The organism is Paraburkholderia hayleyella, assembly GCF_009455685.1.
GTDB lineage: Bacteria > Pseudomonadota > Gammaproteobacteria > Burkholderiales > Burkholderiaceae > Paraburkholderia > Paraburkholderia hayleyella.
This window is the reverse complement of the sequence record NZ_QPES01000001.1, coordinates 2,351,095-2,366,709: the sequence shown is the minus strand read 5'-3', so window position 1 is coordinate 2,366,709 and position 15,615 is coordinate 2,351,095. Positions and strand designations below refer to the sequence as shown.

Annotated in this window: 15 protein-coding genes and 1 pseudogene; 13 read left to right on the top strand and 3 right to left on the bottom strand. The window is 57.6% G+C overall.

Translation table 11 applies throughout. The features are described 5' to 3' along the window. Window positions 1-45: 45 nt before the first annotated feature. Together hslO and GH657_RS10450 are read right to left on the bottom strand one after the other, a co-directional pair. Entirely contained in the window at window positions 46-999 is a 954-nt protein-coding gene (gene hslO, locus GH657_RS10455) for an Hsp33 family molecular chaperone HslO (protein ID WP_153100701.1), read from the bottom strand. 114 nt (window positions 1,000-1,113) lie between these two features. Next, window positions 1,114-1,638, bottom strand: coding sequence for a gamma carbonic anhydrase family protein (locus GH657_RS10450; RefSeq protein ID WP_153100700.1), 525 nt, complete (start codon window positions 1,636-1,638; stop codon window positions 1,114-1,116). Between the two features lie 210 nt (window positions 1,639-1,848). On the opposite strand from GH657_RS10450, the gene GH657_RS10445 reads away from it, so the two are divergent. The 12 genes and pseudogenes from GH657_RS10445 (at window position 1,849) to GH657_RS10390 (ending at window position 13,980) form a co-directional block, all read left to right on the top strand. Further along, on the top strand, window positions 1,849-2,745 hold the full coding sequence (locus GH657_RS10445; protein WP_153100699.1) for a ferritin-like domain-containing protein: 897 nt from the start codon (window positions 1,849-1,851) through the stop codon (window positions 2,743-2,745). Window positions 2,746-2,877: 132 nt separating this feature from the next. Then, window positions 2,878-3,762, top strand: a complete 885-nt coding sequence (locus tag GH657_RS10440; RefSeq protein ID WP_153100698.1) for an alpha/beta fold hydrolase — start codon at window positions 2,878-2,880, stop codon at window positions 3,760-3,762. Between the two features lie 148 nt (window positions 3,763-3,910). Further along, a complete protein-coding gene (locus tag GH657_RS10435) occupies window positions 3,911-4,741 on the top strand; it encodes a 3',5'-nucleoside bisphosphate phosphatase (RefSeq protein WP_153100697.1) in 831 nt (276 codons plus the stop codon). A 122-nt stretch (window positions 4,742-4,863) separates the two neighbouring features. After that, complete coding sequence (locus GH657_RS10430; RefSeq protein WP_153100696.1) at window positions 4,864-5,490, top strand: L-threonylcarbamoyladenylate synthase; 627 nt, start codon at window positions 4,864-4,866, stop codon at window positions 5,488-5,490. Between the two features lie 100 nt (window positions 5,491-5,590). Next, entirely contained in the window at window positions 5,591-6,253 is a 663-nt protein-coding gene (locus tag GH657_RS10425; RefSeq protein WP_153100695.1) for a site-2 protease family protein, read from the top strand. Between the two features lie 7 nt (window positions 6,254-6,260). Beyond that, a complete protein-coding gene (locus tag GH657_RS10420) occupies window positions 6,261-7,463 on the top strand; it encodes a tryptophan--tRNA ligase (RefSeq protein WP_153100694.1) in 1,203 nt (400 codons plus the stop codon). A 51-nt stretch (window positions 7,464-7,514) separates the two neighbouring features. Then, a complete protein-coding gene (locus tag GH657_RS10415) occupies window positions 7,515-8,099 on the top strand; it encodes a class I SAM-dependent methyltransferase (RefSeq protein ID WP_425495739.1) in 585 nt (194 codons plus the stop codon). Between the two features lie 43 nt (window positions 8,100-8,142). Further along, complete coding sequence (dapA, locus tag GH657_RS10410) at window positions 8,143-9,081, top strand: 4-hydroxy-tetrahydrodipicolinate synthase (RefSeq protein WP_153100693.1); 939 nt, start codon at window positions 8,143-8,145, stop codon at window positions 9,079-9,081. 197 nt (window positions 9,082-9,278) lie between these two features. Next, complete coding sequence (bamC, locus tag GH657_RS10405) at window positions 9,279-10,418, top strand: outer membrane protein assembly factor BamC (protein WP_153100692.1); 1,140 nt, start codon at window positions 9,279-9,281, stop codon at window positions 10,416-10,418. 7 nt (window positions 10,419-10,425) lie between these two features. Then, window positions 10,426-11,198: pseudogene (locus tag GH657_RS10400) on the top strand (MBL fold metallo-hydrolase). Between the two features lie 449 nt (window positions 11,199-11,647). Next, on the top strand, window positions 11,648-13,210 hold the full coding sequence (locus GH657_RS10395) for a lytic polysaccharide monooxygenase (protein ID WP_153100691.1): 1,563 nt from the start codon (window positions 11,648-11,650) through the stop codon (window positions 13,208-13,210). A gap of 149 nt (window positions 13,211-13,359) precedes the next feature. Further along, complete coding sequence (locus GH657_RS10390) at window positions 13,360-13,980, top strand: hypothetical protein (RefSeq protein ID WP_153100690.1); 621 nt, start codon at window positions 13,360-13,362, stop codon at window positions 13,978-13,980. Window positions 13,981-14,196: 216 nt separating this feature from the next. Here the strand turns inward: GH657_RS10390 and GH657_RS10385 are convergent, their stop codons facing one another. After that, a complete protein-coding gene (locus GH657_RS10385) occupies window positions 14,197-14,895 on the bottom strand; it encodes a Bax inhibitor-1/YccA family protein (RefSeq protein ID WP_153100689.1) in 699 nt (232 codons plus the stop codon). A 189-nt stretch (window positions 14,896-15,084) separates the two neighbouring features. On the opposite strand from GH657_RS10385, the gene ndk reads away from it, so the two are divergent. Next, on the top strand, window positions 15,085-15,510 hold the full coding sequence (gene ndk / locus GH657_RS10380) for a nucleoside-diphosphate kinase (RefSeq protein ID WP_153100688.1): 426 nt from the start codon (window positions 15,085-15,087) through the stop codon (window positions 15,508-15,510). Window positions 15,511-15,615 lie beyond the last annotated feature (105 nt).

The window sequence follows — 15,615 nt, the reverse complement described above, 5'->3', positions numbered from 1 at the left end:
CTGCTGCATGGTACGAGGCGTGAAGAACGTGTGGCGTTAATGATGCTAATGATGTTGTCCGGCGGGCGGTGTAATGCTCGCGGAGAGTCCGTTGGCGCTAAATAGCTGGGCGACGTCAACCGGATCGAATTCATAGCGCTGATTGCAAAATTCGCAATGAATTTCGACATGGCCGCGTTCTTCCAGGACTCCGTCGACTTCTTCGCGGCCCAGCATTTTGAGCATTGCACCGACTTTTTCGCGCGAGCAACTGCATTCGAAGCGCGCTGAGGCGGGTTCAAAATGGTGGACGTTTTCTTGCCAGAAAAGACGTTTGAACACGGTTTCAGGATCTTGCTGCAAGAGCTCTTCTTGCGACAGGGTCCCGCCCAGGGTGCAGACGCGCGCCCAGGTATCGGCATCGAGCTCATTGGGGTGCGGAACAATTCCGCCGTCGCCCGGCAGTTTTTGCAACAGCATGCCCACGGCGCGCTCCGTATTGGCGGCAAGCCATAGGCGCGTATCGAGTTGTTCCGAATGACGCATGTAATGTTCGAGCACTTCGGCCATGGATTGCAGCGGCCCGTCCACGCCGGACAAGGGCACGATGCCCTGGTAGGGCTGCTGGCCAGGCTGCTTGTCGCGCGGGTCCAGCGTGATGACGCAGCGGCCCTGGCCGTTGACATTGATGAGTTCAGCCAGCGTGGCGTGATCGGCAATGGCACTGTTGGCAAAGTGTTCGGAGAATTTCGCGGTCGCGCGCAATGAGAGCTCGGAGCTGCACTGCACGACCAGCATGCGGACGGGGCCTTCGCCAAAGATCTGCATGATGAGGGTGCCGTCGAACTTCAGATTGGCTGACAAAAGCGCGCACGCGGCCATCATTTCACCGAGCACGGCCCGCACGGGCGCGGGATAGTCACGGCGCGCCAGGACTTCTTGCCAGGTGTTGCGCAGCGAAACGATCTCACCCCGGACGGGCGCTGCGCTGAACATGAATTTTTGCAACTGGTCGCTCACAACGGTTCCTTGATCAAATTCGAATGAGGGCTGGCGCGCTTTGCCATGACGCAATGAAGAGGCCTGAGGCCATCGCGCGTAACAAGCCGGGCGAAGCCGGGCGCGCCTGGCGCGTTAGCCGATACGGACAAGCTGCGCCTTGAAATGCTGCCGTCGCTCGGCATAAGCGGCGGTATTGCGCCGCATGCTGGCGATATCGGTTTCGCTGAGCTCGCGCACGACTTTGGCGGGCGCGCCCAGAATCAGCGAGTTATCGGGAAATACCTTGCCTTCGGTCACCACCGCGCCCGCGCCAACCAGGCAATTGCGGCCAATCACCGCGCCATTCAGAACGATAGCCTGAATGCCGATGAGCGCGCCTTCGCGGATGGTGCAGCCGTGCAGCATGGCCTGATGGCCGACGGTGACATGGGCTTCGATCGTCAGCGGGTGGCCAGGATCGGTATGCAACACGGCGCCTTCCTGGATATTGCTGCCCGCGCCCACCGAAATGGGTTCGTTATCGCCTCGAAGGGCGGCGCCGAACCAGACGCTCGCGTTTTCTTCCAGGGTGACCCGGCCGATGATCGTCGCGGTATCGGCGACAAATACGCTTTCGTGGATGGTCGGCGCGGCGTCGCCGAGTTTGTAAATGGCCACAGGATCTCCTTTGCACGAGTTGGCGCCATGTGCATCGCCAGTCGAATCGCGTATTGTAGACGGTTCGGTGGCGGGCCAGAGGGTGGCTCGGTATAGGCCAATCAGGGTAGGGCGCCCCGAGCGTCTCTGCTGCCGCGGGTTTTCATGTCTTCATGTCTTCATGTCTTCAGGTCTTCAGGTCTTCATGTGTTTTTCCTGCCTTTCCTGCCTATGTCCAGTCACGCCCTGCCGGTTACGCCTGATTTTCCTGTGACGCGCGTTGTGGATGCGCGCCAGACCGCGCTGGCGGTCTTGTGCGAGTGTGATCCGTTCGTCAAGGCGCAGGCTGCGCGCGATCTCCATGCCCAGGTGGGCTTGGGTGCCGCGCGCTGCATGCCCGAACGACAGCTCGAAGCGCCGGCTGCGCTGCCAGGGCGGCCTGCGCGCCCGGAACTGGTCGAGCCGCGCCAGCTTGCGCGGCGCGGCATGCGTTCGGTTGAGGGCCGCGTGGTGCTGCTTCATGCGTTGGCGCATATCGAGTTCAATGCGATCAATCTCGCGCTCGACGCCGTCTGGCGTTATGCCGCTATGCCTCTGGCGTTTTATACCGACTGGCTCAAGGTCGCGGCTGAAGAGGCGCATCATTTTTCGCTGCTGAGCGCGCGACTGGCCGAGCTGGGCTATGGATACGGCGAATTTGCCGCTCACAATGGCCTGTGGGACATGTGCGAGCGCACCCGGGACGACGTGCTGGCGCGCATGGCGCTAGTGCCGCGCACGCTCGAGGCCCGGGGGCTCGACGCCGCGCCCCCCATCCGGGCCCGCTTGCAGCAGGCGGGGGATCATGCCTCGGCGGCCATTCTCGATGTGATTCTGCGCGATGAAATCGGCCATGTGCTGATTGGAAACCACTGGTTCCGCTACCTTTGCGAGCAACAGGGGCTGGCGCCACATGACACTTACGCGCGTCTGGCGCAGCAATACCGTGCGCCGCGACTGCGCGGCCCGTTCAATTTTGCCGCCCGGCGCGAGGCGGGTTTCGACGAGGCGGAACTGCTGGCACTCGCGGGCCTGGAGCAGGCCGATGCGCTGCCTGCAGATCAGGATGGTCAGGATGGTGCCGCCTGAGCGCTGACCTGAGCCTCGATCCAGGCGGCGCTGCTGCAAGGGCTCCCTGGCGAACCCGGCCGCTTTGCCTTGTGCCTTGTTCGTTATCATCGGGCGCTCATTTTTTCTTGTCGTCACGGATATAACAGGCCGATGAATTCCTCACAGTCCGATTTTGTTTCTATTCGCGGAGTGCGCTTGCATGTGCGGCGCTGGGGTAAGCGGGATGCGCCAACGCTCTTCATGCTGCACGGCTGGATGGATGTCGCGGCTTCGTTCCAGTTTGTGGTCGATGCCCTCGCTGGCGAGTGGCAAGTGCTGGCGCCCGATGCGCGTGGCTTTGGCCTGTCGGACTGGCCGGTAGCGGCCCAGGGCGGAGGCCATTACTGGTTTCATGAGTACCTGGCGGATCTCGACGCCTTGCTTGACCACTACGCGCCCAATGACACCGTGAATCTGGTCGGGCACAGCATGGGGGCCAACGTCGTGTGCCTGTATGCGGGCGCGCGGCCGCAGCGCGTGCGGCGCGTGGTCGATCTGGAAGGCTTTGGGCTGGCTCCGGCGCTGGCGGCTCAGGCTCCGCACCGTCTGGAGGGCTGGCTCGATGGCCTGCGTGCGCCGCCCGCGCTTAAAAGCTATGCCTCGCTCGACGAGGTCGCGGCGCGCCTGAGACGAACCAATCCGCGTCTTGCTTTGACCCATGCCCGTTTTCTCGCGCAACACTGGTCGAAGCCCGATGGCGCTGGGCGTTTCGTGTTGCAAGCAGACCCGGCGCACAAGCTGCGTGGCCCGCTGCTGTATCGCCTCGATGAAATCATGGCGGTGTGGGCGCGGGTTCAGGCTCCGGTGCTGCATGTCGAAGCGGTGGCGTCGCCGATCCTGAGTGAGCTGGCTGGGACGATGCCGTTGGCCGAATTCAAGGCGCGTTTCAGCGCGTTTGCAGACTGGCGTGAAAGATTGATTAGTGATGCGGGGCACATGGTCCATCATGACCAGCCTGAGCAGGTCGCGGCGCTGATCGAGGCGTTTTGCGCGTGACTTGTCTGCCATTTGTATCGTTTATCGTTCGTACCATTTGCACGGTTTGCACCGTTTGCGGCCTCTGTACGGTGCGGACATAACAAGATGGTCGCGGTGTTCATACTGCATTGCAGTAAAATGCCCGCTTCCCCTTCTTGAAGCTGCGATGAACGCTGATCTGCATTGCCATTCCACGGTCTCCGATGGCCAGCTTGCACCCGCCGAGGTCGCACGCCGGGCCCATGCCTGTGGGGTAACGCTTTGGGCGCTGACCGACCATGATGAAATCCGGGGCCAGCTCGAGGCCCGCGAGGCCGCTCAGGCATTAGGCATGGGCTATCTGGCTGGCGTTGAAATTTCGGTCACCTGGGCTTCGCGGACGGTGCATATCGTTGGGCTGAATATCGATCCCACTTGCCAGACGCTGATCGACGGTCTGGCGCGCACGCGCAACGGACGCTCGGCACGGGCCGAGGCGATCGGCGAACAGCTCGCCGCCCTGGGCATCCCGGATGCCTACGCGGGGGCACTGAAGTACGTCTCGAACCCCGACATGATTTCGCGCACCCATTTCGCGCGCTATATGGTCGAAAGCGGTTACGCGGCCTCCACCCAGGACGTTTTTTCCCGCTATCTTGGCGATGGCAAGTCCGGCAATGTGCCGCATCGCTGGGCCAAACTGGCTGATGCCGTAAGCTGGATTCAGGCCGCAGGCGGCGAGGCGGTGATCGCCCATCCTGGTCGTTATGCCTATACCCCGGTTGAATTCGATGCGCTATTCGGCGAGTTTATCGATCTGGGCGGCAAGGCTATCGAGGTCGTCACGGGTAGCCACACGCCCGATCAATACCGCGAATATGCTGAAGTGGCGCGGCGCTTTGGTTTTGAAGCTTCACGCGGCTCTGACTTTCATGCCGTGGAGCCTGGCCGCGTAGACCTGGGCAGCTTGCCGCCTTTACCTTCTTTCCTGACCCCAGTCTGGACCCGCTGGCTGTGATGCCAGGCGCTGTCGCGTTGCATCGCGTTGAAGTTAACGCTGATGCCGATGCCGATGCCGATGTCGGCGTGCACACTGCGTTCAGGGGCGGGCCGCTGCGTTAACTTATTCCAGTAACAATCATGTCCCAATTTTTCCGGCTTCATCCCGACGACCCCCAGCCAAGGTTGATCAAGCAGGCGGCGCAGATCATCAACGATGGCGGAGTCGTCGCGCTGCCCACCGATTCCAGCTATGCGCTGGCCTGTCATCTCGACGACAAGAATGCGGTTGAACGTTTGCGGCGCATTCGCGGCATCGATGAGCGGCAACTGCTGTCGCTGCTGGTGCGCGATCTCTCCGAGCTGGCCAGTTTTGCCACGGTGGATAACCGTCAGTACCGGCTGATTCGCTCTGTCACGCCGGGGCCTTATGTGTTCGTGCTGCAGGCCACCAAAGAGGTGCCACGGCGCCTGTCGCATCCTTCGCGCAAGACGATTGGCTTGCGTGTCCCCGATCATGCGATTACGCTCGCCCTACTTGAAGCATTGGGCCAGCCGCTGCTGGGCTCGACGCTCATCATGCCGGGCGACGAGATGCCGCTCAACGATCCCGAAGAAATCCGTCAGCGTCTCGAGAAGCAGATCGACCTGGTGATCGACGGTGGCGCCTGTCCGCGCGAACCCTCGACCGTGATCGACCTGAGTGGCCCTGAGCCTGTGCTGGTGCGGGCAGGACGTGGTTCAGCCGCACCTTTTGGGCTTGCATAGGGCTGGCATAGGGCATGGATAGTGCCCCCAGGCCCAATCAGTATCTGAAGTATTCGAAAGCGGACAAACGCACGCAGTCGCGTTGTTACAATCATGAGTTATGGATTCTTCCCTGATACAGGCCATTACGGTCTATGCCTTACCGGTGATTTTCGCCATTACGTTGCATGAGGCCGCTCACGGCTACGTCGCACGCATGTTGGGCGACAACACGGCTTATGTGCTTGGGCGCGTTTCGCTTAATCCGATGCGCCATATCGATCCGCTGGGCACCATCGCTATTCCGCTTTTGCTGTATTTCGCCACCAGTGGCGCTTTTATGTTTGGCTATGCCAAACCCGTTCCCGTGGCTTTTGGCAATCTGCGCAACCCGCGCTGGGGCAGTCTCTGGGTCGCGCTGGCCGGGCCCTTGTGCAATTTCGTGCAGGCGCTGCTGTGGGGCGTGGGCGGCGTTGCGCTCGCGGTGGCCGGTGTTTCCGAACCTTTCCTGACACGCATGGCGGCTGCGGGCGTGGGCGTCAATCTGGTGCTGGGCGTGCTCAATCTTTTTCCGCTGCCGCCGCTCGATGGCGGCCGGGTGCTGGTGGCGCTGTTGCCGCCAGGCCCTGCGTTCAAGTTCTCCCGCATTGAGCCGTATGGTTTTTTCATCGTGATGGCGCTGGTGCTGACCGGGCTGCTGACAACCTACTGGCTCAGTCCGCTGGTCAATCTGGGCTATGCGGCAGTGAGCGCTGTGCTGACTCCTCTTGTTTCGCTTTTCTAATCCAATCATGTTCCCAGACCGTATTTTCTCTGGCATGCGGCCCACCGGGTCGCTGCATCTCGGCCACTATCACGGCGTGCTGAAAAACTGGGTGCGCTTGCAGTCCGAATACCCCTGTTTTTTCTGTGTGGTTGACTGGCATGCGCTCACGACGCACTACGAAACCCCCGAAGTCATCGAAAAAAACGTGTGGGATGTCCTGATCGACTGGCTGGCGTCCGGTATTGATCCCGCCCAGGCGACGCTTTTCATCCAGAGCCGTGTGCCAGAACACGCTGAGCTGTCGCTGCTGCTCGGCATGAGCACGCCGCTGGGCTGGCTCGAGCGGGTGCCGACCTATAAAGAGCAAATCGAGAAGCTGCGGGATAAGGATCTTTCGACCTACGGCTTTCTGGGCTATCCGGTGCTGATGGCTGCCGACATCTTGCTGTATCGCGCCTCGCTGGTGCCGGTGGGCGAAGATCAGGTGCCTCATGTCGAAATGACCCGCGAAATCGCCCGGCGCTTTAACTATCTGTATGGTCGTGAAGCGGATTTCGCCGACAAGGCGCTCGAAGCCGCGAAGAAGCTCGGCGGCAAGCGCTCGAAGCTGTATCACGAACTGCGCAACGCCTATCAGCAGGAAGGCGATGATGAAGCGCTGGAGCAGGCGCGGGCGATGCTGCAAGAATCGCAAAGCCTGTCGCTGAATGACCGTGAGCGTCTTTTTGGCTATCTCGAAGGGACGCGCAAGATCATCCTGGCGGAGCCGCAAGCGCTCCTGACCGAGGCCTCACGCATGCCGGGGCTCGACGGCCAGAAAATGTCGAAATCCTATGGCAACACCATTGGCTTGCGCGAAGACGCGGAAACGATTGCGAAAAAAGTCCGCACGATGCCGACCGACCCTGCGCGGGTGCGCCGTACCGATCCGGGCGATCCGGATAAATGCCCGGTGTGGCAACTGCATCAGGTGTACACCGACGAAACCACGCACGCCTGGGTGCAAAAAGGGTGCCGCTCGGCGGGGATTGGTTGCCTTGAGTGCAAGCAGCCGGTGATCGAAGGCATTTTGCGTGAGCAGCAGCCGATGCTCGAACGGGCGCAAAAGTATATGGACGACCCGACGCTATTGCGTGCGATTGTCGCCGATGGTTGCGACAAGGCGCGCCGTTTTGCCGTCGAGGTCATGCGCGATGTGCGCGAGGCGATGGGGCTTTCGTATAACTGATGCCCTGTGTCTCGCATCCCGCATCCCGCATCCTGCGCTCAGGACGTCGCCGTGACCGATGACGCTTTGCCTCATCCCTCTTCGGCCCTGGCTGCGCCGTCGGAGTGGGTGCAACAGTGGGCTCATCTTGTCGCTCCCGGCGAACCCGTGCTGGATGTCGCGGCGGGCTCCGGGCGGCATGCACACTGGTTTGCCGCGCGGGGCCACATGGTGCTGGCGCTTGACCGCGATGCCACTGCGCTGGCCGCCGCGCGGGGCGAGCGCATCGAGACACGGCTTGCCGATCTTGAGCAGGCGCCCTGGCCGCTGCTGCCGGAGAGGAAGTTCGCGGCGGTCGTGGTGACCCACTATCTCCACCGGCCGCTCTTTCCTGCCTTGCTGAATGCGCTCGCGCCGGGTGGCGTGCTGCTCTACGAAACGTTTGCGCAAGGCAACGAGACGGTTGGCCGGCCCTCTAACCCTGCATTTTTGCTGGGGCCCGGCGAGTTGCTCGACGTGGTGCGCGGCCAGTTGCGGGTGATCGCGTTTCAGGACGGGTTTCTGGCCCAGCCGCGCATGGCCTACATCCAGCGGATTTGCGCGGTCAAACCCGCGCCGCATGGGCCTTTTACATCCCGTTACGGTTTGACGGGCTAATCCGCTACAATCGCGTTTTCCTGAACACATTTAATGGCGTTTCATGACTAACGGCATTTATAGCAATGGCGGTAACGTGAATAACGGCGGTAGTGCCAGCCTTCAGATTCGCGGCAGCATTCCGGCAATCGTCACGCCGATGCTCGAAGATGGAAGCCTTGATCTGCCCGCGTTTCGCAAGCTGATTGACTGGCATGTCGCAGAAGGAACCAACGCCCTGGTTGTCGTCGGCACCAGCGGTGAATCCGCGACGCTCTCCGTTGAAGAGCATGTGCTGATGGTCAAAACCGCAGTCGAACACGTCGCCGGGCGCATCCCGGTGATCGCAGGTTCCGGCGGCAATTCCACCGCCGAGGCGATCGAGCTCACCGAGCAGGCGCGGCGGGTCGGTGCGGATGCCACGCTTCAGGTCGTGCCGTACTACAACAAGCCGACCCAGGAAGGCATCTACCGGCACTTCCGCAAGATTGCCGAAACCGTCGATTTACCGATCATTCTGTATAACGTGCCTGGCCGCACCGTGGCGGACATGGCGCATGAAACCATCTTGCGTCTGGCCGAGGTGCCGGGTGTGACGGGGGTCAAGGAAGCGACGGGCAATATCGACCGTGCGGCCCATCTGATCAAGGCAGCCCCGGCTGGTTTCAGCATTTACAGCGGAGACGATCCCACGGCGATTGCGCTGATGCTGCTGGGCGGCCATGGCAACATTTCAGTGACGGCCAATGTGGCGCCGCGCGCGATGAGCGAACTATGTGCCGCTGCGCTGGCCGTCGATGTGCCGCGTGCGCGCGAGATCCATATGAAGCTCTTGTCGTTGCACAAGCATTTATTTATTGAAGCGAATCCAATTCCTGTGAAATGGGCGTTGCAGCAGCTCGGCCGTATTCAGGGCGGTATCCGCTTGCCATTGACCCCACTCGATGCGCGTTATCACGACGTGGTACGTGGCGCATTGCATGAAGCTGGCCTGCTGGGCTGAAGGTCTGGGGCCCGGTCTGCTCGTGGGGCGCGCGAATAGCCTCTGCGTTTTGCCTTCTTGTTCGGGCTTTTATCCCATCTTTTTTCGTGCTTCGTCTTTTTTAACTAGCGTCGATTTCGCCTGTGTTCCTGCTCTTTGCTCCTGAATGACACGAACGGCGCGCCGCGTTCCCGCGTTCTCGCTTTACGAAGGCCCACATGAAACGTTCTGCAATTTCCCTCCACGCAACCCGGATGGCGGCACTGGCGCTGGCGCTGTCCACGCTCGCTGGCTGCGAGTCGCTGAACGAATGGTTTGCGCCTGATCGAGTCAATTACAAGACGACCAGTAGCGCACCGTCACTGGCTATTCCAAGTGATCTGACTCCGCCGCAGGTCGATCAGCGTTACATCGCGCCACCCGTGGACCTGTCGCTCGGTGGCGCGCCACACCGCACTGTCACGGCAGCCGGTAACGCCACGGAAGGGGTGCCAAACGCCCAGGATCCCTACGGTATGCATATCGAGCATGATGGCGATCGTCGCTGGCTAGTCGTGGATGGGCGCACGCCGGAGCAGTTGTGGCCACAAATCAAGAATTTCTGGGATGACAACGGCTTCACATTAAAAACAGATGCGCCTGCCACGGGCATCATGGTCACCGACTGGGCTGAAAACCGCGCCAATATTCCCGACGACTGGTTCCGCCGAACCTTGGGCAAAGTGGTCGATTTCGTTTATTCATCCGGCACCCGGGATCGTTTCCGCACGCTGGTCTCGCGTGGCGCGAATGATTCGACCGATATTTCGATCACCCACAGCGCCATGGAAGAAATGCTGACCGGGCAAGACAAAACATCGTCGCGCTGGGTAGAGCGTCCGCGGGATCCGGCGCTGGAAGGCGCTTTTTTGGCGAAGCTGATGCAAAAGTTTGGTCTGACCGATGCCCAGGCCAAGCAACTGCTCACAGAGGCGAGGCGAGCAACGGCGCCGGTGCAGGTCGATAGTACGGCGGGCGCGGTAACGCTGGATCTGCCGGAATCCTTTGATCGGGCATGGCTGCGGGTGGGTCTCGCACTGGATCGCACCAATTTCGCGGTGGATAACCGGGACCGTGCCAAGGGGATTTATTACGTTCGCTATGCTGATTCGATGCAGGAGCTCAAGCGCGACGGCCTGTTCGGCAAGCTGCTGTTTAGTGACAGCAGCGTGAAAAAGCCGGGCCAGGCATTTCTTGTGAATGTGCGCTCGAAAGATACGGCATTGACAGAAGTTTCGGTCGTTGACGCGAATGGACAAACGGATACGTCGTCCCAGGCGCGGCGCATTCTGTCGTTGCTGCAAGCCCAGCTCAATTAGGCGCGCGATGCGTTTTGCCAGTTTGGGAAGCGGCAGCGAGGGTAATGCATTACTCATTGAAAAACGCAGCGGCACCACGACGACGCGTGTGCTGCTCGATTGCGGCTTCTCGGCAAAAGAGATCGAGCGGCGTCTGCTGCGCTTGGGTATAGGCATCGACGAGATCGACGCGATCCTGATCACGCATGAACATAGCGACCACATTGGCAGCGCCCTGACGCTTGCGCGCAAACGCGCTATTCCGTTGTATATGAGCTGGGGAACGGCGCGTGCAGTGGGGGCGGATGCGCTGGAATCGGGCTTGCATGTCTTGTGGGGGACGAAGAGATTGCGCTGGGCGATCTTGGCATCTTGCCTTATACCGTTCCGCACGATGCACGCGAGCCGTTGCAGTTCGTGTTGTCTGACGGTGCTAGCCGTCTGGGGGTGCTGACCGATGCGGGAATGGGGACGCCGCATATTAGCGCTGTGCTGAGTGGATGCGATGCGCTGGTGCTCGAATGTAATCACGATGTCCAGATGCTCGCCGCGAGCCGCTATCCGCAGTCGTTAAAGGCGCGTATTGGTGGAATGCACGGACATTTGAACAACGAGGCAGCGGCGGCCATTCTGGCTTCGCTGGACCGCTCGCGTTTGCGTTATCTGGTTGCCGCGCATCTGAGCCAGCACAATAACTCGCCAGAACGGGTACGAATCGCGCTGGCTGCGGTGCTGGGTGTTGCCGCGACCGAGGTGGTGGTGGCTTCGCAGGCGAGCGGCTTCGACTGGTTGAGCCTTTAAGTTTTTAAGTCTTTAAGTCTTTTTAGTCTTTAGGCCGATGGCGCGAAAGCGGGCGCCTCGTGCAAATCACATGTAAAAAACTTCCATGACATGCCGTGGGCCAACTGACTGATCAGAAACGGCCCATCGCGGCCTCACGTCAATTTGCCTCCTCTGGTTTTCTATAATTCGCGTGCCGGGCTTAAAAGTAATGTTATACCGCACTAAAAATAGAAAGCCTGACACATTACGTGCTATGGAGCATTTTCTCAAAACCGTTGTGGATTTTTACGGTTACAGAATGGGGTTTGCGAAACGGATTGCGCGTATTGAATATGCCATGTTAGGGGGTAATTATTTTAAATAATATGTATCGCCTCAACAGAACAGTATCGGGTTTTTTGTTGGCGGATACTGATCGAGTCATGATGTTATTGATAAATAGGCTAATTCCTTGAGTATGATTTTCAATGGTATTTTCGGGAGGCATTATGAGAGTAAGAGCTTCTGTCTACGCATTGATGTTGTCTGCGTTGCTATCTAATACATTATTTGTGAGTCCGGCGAGTGCGCATGGTGCCGTGGATTACCCACCTGCACGGCAAGTTATCTGCAAGTTAGCGGGAGGGGAATGGGGGCCGCCTGGATCAATACCTGACGCAGGGTGTCGTGATGCGGCTTTGGCATATCCAGGGACCTTGGGGCCTACCTTGAGTCAATGGCCTGGTTTTTGGGCAAATGTTGCTGACTACAATAATCAAAAGGCGGTTGAAAAAGAAGTTCCCGATGGAACGATGTGTTATGGCGGGCAATTGGCATTTTCTAGTATGGGAGTTGTGACGCCAAATTGGACAAAAACTCCGGTCAAACTGCGCAATGGAAAATTAACCGTCAGATTTTCAACGACTGTTGATCATGTGCCGAGTTTTTTTAAAATATATTTAAGCAAGCCAGGCTACCGTGGTGATCGGCCGCTAACCTGGGCCGATCTTGAACAAATCGGTGAGGAGCGTTACGAGGTGAATGGGCACCGTACCGATTGGGATCCTGCCTTGCCACCCCCGCCGAGGTTTGACCCGCGAATCGTGGGTTTCCATCAGTTCGAGGTTCCGGTGCCGGAAGGTCGCACAGGCAATGCCGTTTTATTTGTCCGCTGGCAGCGCACGATGAGTTCGATCGAGGGTTTTTATAATTGCAGCGATATCTCGTTTAGTAACGACGATATAGCTTTCCCGTGGTACGACAAGGAAGCGCTCACGCCGTTTTCTGTCCGGCCCGGAGATCGGATACGTTTTCGCATAATGGACGGTACCCGGGATAGCGGCAATGAAATTGTCGATGTTTCTGTGGATATCACCGACCAGAATCTGGCGCCTTTGCAATGGAGCCGGGCGTTAGTCAACAAACTGTCGGCGTATACGAAAATCGTCCAGATTGGAGAGCGTAAAGAGAAAGAGATCGTATTTAATCCGGCTCGTTTCGAAAAAAACCGGATATATACATCCAATGCCAGATATGTGCCGGTATTGGATTATCTTCCAAAAGATGATCCGGCTAATTTACCGTTGAAAGCGAAAATTACGGGCCCTGCGAGCGTGACTGCTGGGCAGACGGCGACATACGATGGCACGTCATCTTCCGGTGGGATGCCACCCTATAAATACAGCTGGACAGCCCCTATGTTTAACGTATCCCAATTGACGGGGCCGTCTATTCAAGTGGTGGCACCACGGGTGACACAGCCAGTAAGCGGAAATGTAACTTTAAAGATGGTTGATAGCCTGAATAAAGAAGCGACAGTCACGCTTGATGTGACAAACAATCCGGGCAATTCTGAAGGTGGTTCGTGCGGCAATATCCCTGCCTGGGATCCCGTTAAAATTTATCAGACATACCTGGAGCCGGTTTACTACAAAGGCAAGGTGTATCGGCAGAATTTTTACAATATTAATAAAAACCCTGAAACTCATTCGGCCGATTATGGCAAGGAATGGTTTACCGGGACCGCTTGCCCGGTAAGCGTAAATCATTAACAGCAAAGCCCGCCTCGGTATTTTCTGTAGGCGGGCTTTAAAATGATGACGAGTCTGATTGAGATGATGTTGAAAATTATAATAAATATTTATTTGAAACAGTTAATAATGCCAGGATATTTTCAGTAATATTTTTTGGGAGATTTGCCATGAGAGCAAGCATTTTTCCATACGCATTGGCAGCGATCGTGTTGTTATTTAATACAGCATTCGTTAATACGGCGAGTGCGCATGGTGCGGCAGATTATCAAGCCACAGAACAGTCTGCATCGAGTTCTGCCACAGAAGAAAATACGGATGGCTTTTCGTTTAAGGCGAGGATTACGGGGCCAGTGAGTGTCGTTTCGGGAGACACGGTAACCTACGATAACGTAACGTCTGGCGGAGAGCCTCCATATAAATACACATGGTCGACCCCTGCATTCAGTTCAACTGCGTTCAAAACATCGTCTGTTCAACTGACGGCACCCGATGTTGATAAGCCGGTGACCGAAAAGATAACTTTCGTCGCTGCTGATACACAGATGCATGCTGCAATCGCTACGCTGGATGTCACAATTAATCCTCGTCCTGATACGGGTGTGTGTGCAGGCATTCCCGCCTGGAGTCCCGCCAGGATTTATCAGACATATGGGGAAAAGGTGTACTACAAGGGCAAGATGTATAAACAGAACTTCTACAACATTAATAAGGACCCTGAGCATCATTCAGCCGATTATGGCAAGGAATGGTTGACGGGTGTTCCTTGTCAGGCTGGAGCAGGTCATTGACAGCCAGGCCCGCCTCAGCCTTTGCTGCAGGTGGGCCTGGTTTCTTGTGCATGAGGGCAGGTTGGGCCGCTCATGATTGCAGGACTAAACTGGCCGGTAAACGACAAAGCCCCGGTTGAAACCGGGGCTTTGTCAACAACCTGAACCCATGATATGGCATGGGTTTTTGTGGCATGTCCAGCGCGAGAGGGCAAAAGCGCCCCCGACATTAAAAAGCTAGTTCCGGTTGCCGCCAAAGATGCTCAGTAGCGACAGCAAATTGACGAATACGTTGTAAATGTCGAGATAAATTGCCAGCGTGGCGCTGATGTAGTTGGTTTCTCCACCATTGACCACCCGTTGCACGTCGTACAGCATATACGCCGAGAAAATGACAATGGCGAGTACTGAGACGGTCAGCATCAACGCTGGCAGCTTCAGGAACATATTGGCGACCATGGCCAGAAGCAGCACGATGACACCCATGAACAGCCACTTGCCCATGCCGGAAAAATCACGCTTGCTGACAGTCGCAATGGTGGCCATCGAGGCGAAGATAATACCGGTGCCGCCAAAGGCCAGCATGATCAGGGACGGGCCGTTCGAAAACCCCAGAACAAAGCTGAGCAGGCGCGACAGCATCAGGCCCATGAAGAACGTGAAGCCAAGCAAAACAAAAATACCCGTCGCGCTGTTTTTGGTTTTCTCGATAGCGAACATGAAGCCAAAAGCAATGGCGAAAAAGGCGAGCAGGCTCATCGCTGGGCTAGTCGCGGCGAAGAGCGAGAAGCCTGTGGCAACGCCGATCCACGCTCCAAAGACGGTAGGCACCATCGAGAGCGCGAGCAGCCAGTACGTGTTGCGTAACACGCGATTGCGGGTTGGCGCTGTGCTGACAGCACCACCGCGGCCGAAGTTATAGGAATGGTCGTTCATTGTTTCTCCTTGCGTCTGACGCAGTGTAGCGCAGTGGTGATGTAGCTAGCGGCGCTATCGGCTTTGAGCAGATTTATCCGACGTTGCGCGCTTTCAGTATAGTAAGGGTTCGATCGCAATCATACAACGAAACATGCTACAATGGTAGATTCATTTGGATCTGTAACCTCTTAATTTTCTGGAGTTTTTATGGCGATTGAACGCACCCTGTCAATTATCAAGCCGGACGCAGTAGCCAAGAACGTAATTGGCCAAATTTACAGCCGTTTTGAAAATGCAGGTCTGAAAATTATCGCTGCGCGTATGGTTCACCTGTCGCGCGCCGATGCTGAAAAATTCTATGCAGTCCACGCCGCGCGTCCGTTTTTCAAGGATCTCGTTGAATTCATGATCTCGGGCCCGGTGATGATCCAGGCACTTGAAGGCGAAAATGCGATTCTGAAAAACCGCGACCTGATGGGCGCAACAGATCCGAAAAAGGCCGACAAAGGTACGATTCGTGCGGATTTCGCTGATAGCATCGATGCCAATGCGGTTCACGGTTCTGATGCAGCAGAAACAGCACGTGCTGAAATCGCATTTTTCTTCCCGGAAGTTAACGTCTACTCGCGTTAATTATCGCACTGAGACGTTTTAAAAGTAGCAGCAGGAACGGGCGCGAGCGGTATTTGCGTTCATGTAGCTTGTTGCATGAACGCAGTTTCGCACTGAAATGGCAGG

Coding starts and splice junctions, on each gene's coding strand:
- ndk (WP_153100688.1), top strand. CDS start 15,085: ATGGCGATTGAACGCACCCTGTCAATTATCAAGCCGGACGCAGTAGCC.
- GH657_RS10420 (WP_153100694.1), top strand. CDS start 6,261: ATGTTCCCAGACCGTATTTTCTCTGGCATGCGGCCCACCGGGTCGCTG.
- GH657_RS10425 (WP_153100695.1), top strand. CDS start 5,591: ATGGATTCTTCCCTGATACAGGCCATTACGGTCTATGCCTTACCGGTG.
- GH657_RS10390 (WP_153100690.1), top strand. CDS start 13,360: ATGAGAGCAAGCATTTTTCCATACGCATTGGCAGCGATCGTGTTGTTA.
- GH657_RS10430 (WP_153100696.1), top strand. CDS start 4,864: ATGTCCCAATTTTTCCGGCTTCATCCCGACGACCCCCAGCCAAGGTTG.
- dapA (WP_153100693.1), top strand. CDS start 8,143: ATGACTAACGGCATTTATAGCAATGGCGGTAACGTGAATAACGGCGGT.
- GH657_RS10395 (WP_153100691.1), top strand. CDS start 11,648: ATGGTATTTTCGGGAGGCATTATGAGAGTAAGAGCTTCTGTCTACGCA.
- GH657_RS10435 (WP_153100697.1), top strand. CDS start 3,911: ATGAACGCTGATCTGCATTGCCATTCCACGGTCTCCGATGGCCAGCTT.
- GH657_RS10440 (WP_153100698.1), top strand. CDS start 2,878: ATGAATTCCTCACAGTCCGATTTTGTTTCTATTCGCGGAGTGCGCTTG.
- GH657_RS10385 (WP_153100689.1), bottom strand. CDS start 14,895: ATGAACGACCATTCCTATAACTTCGGCCGCGGTGGTGCTGTCAGCACA.
- bamC (WP_153100692.1), top strand. CDS start 9,279: ATGAAACGTTCTGCAATTTCCCTCCACGCAACCCGGATGGCGGCACTG.
- GH657_RS10445 (WP_153100699.1), top strand. CDS start 1,849: ATGTCCAGTCACGCCCTGCCGGTTACGCCTGATTTTCCTGTGACGCGC.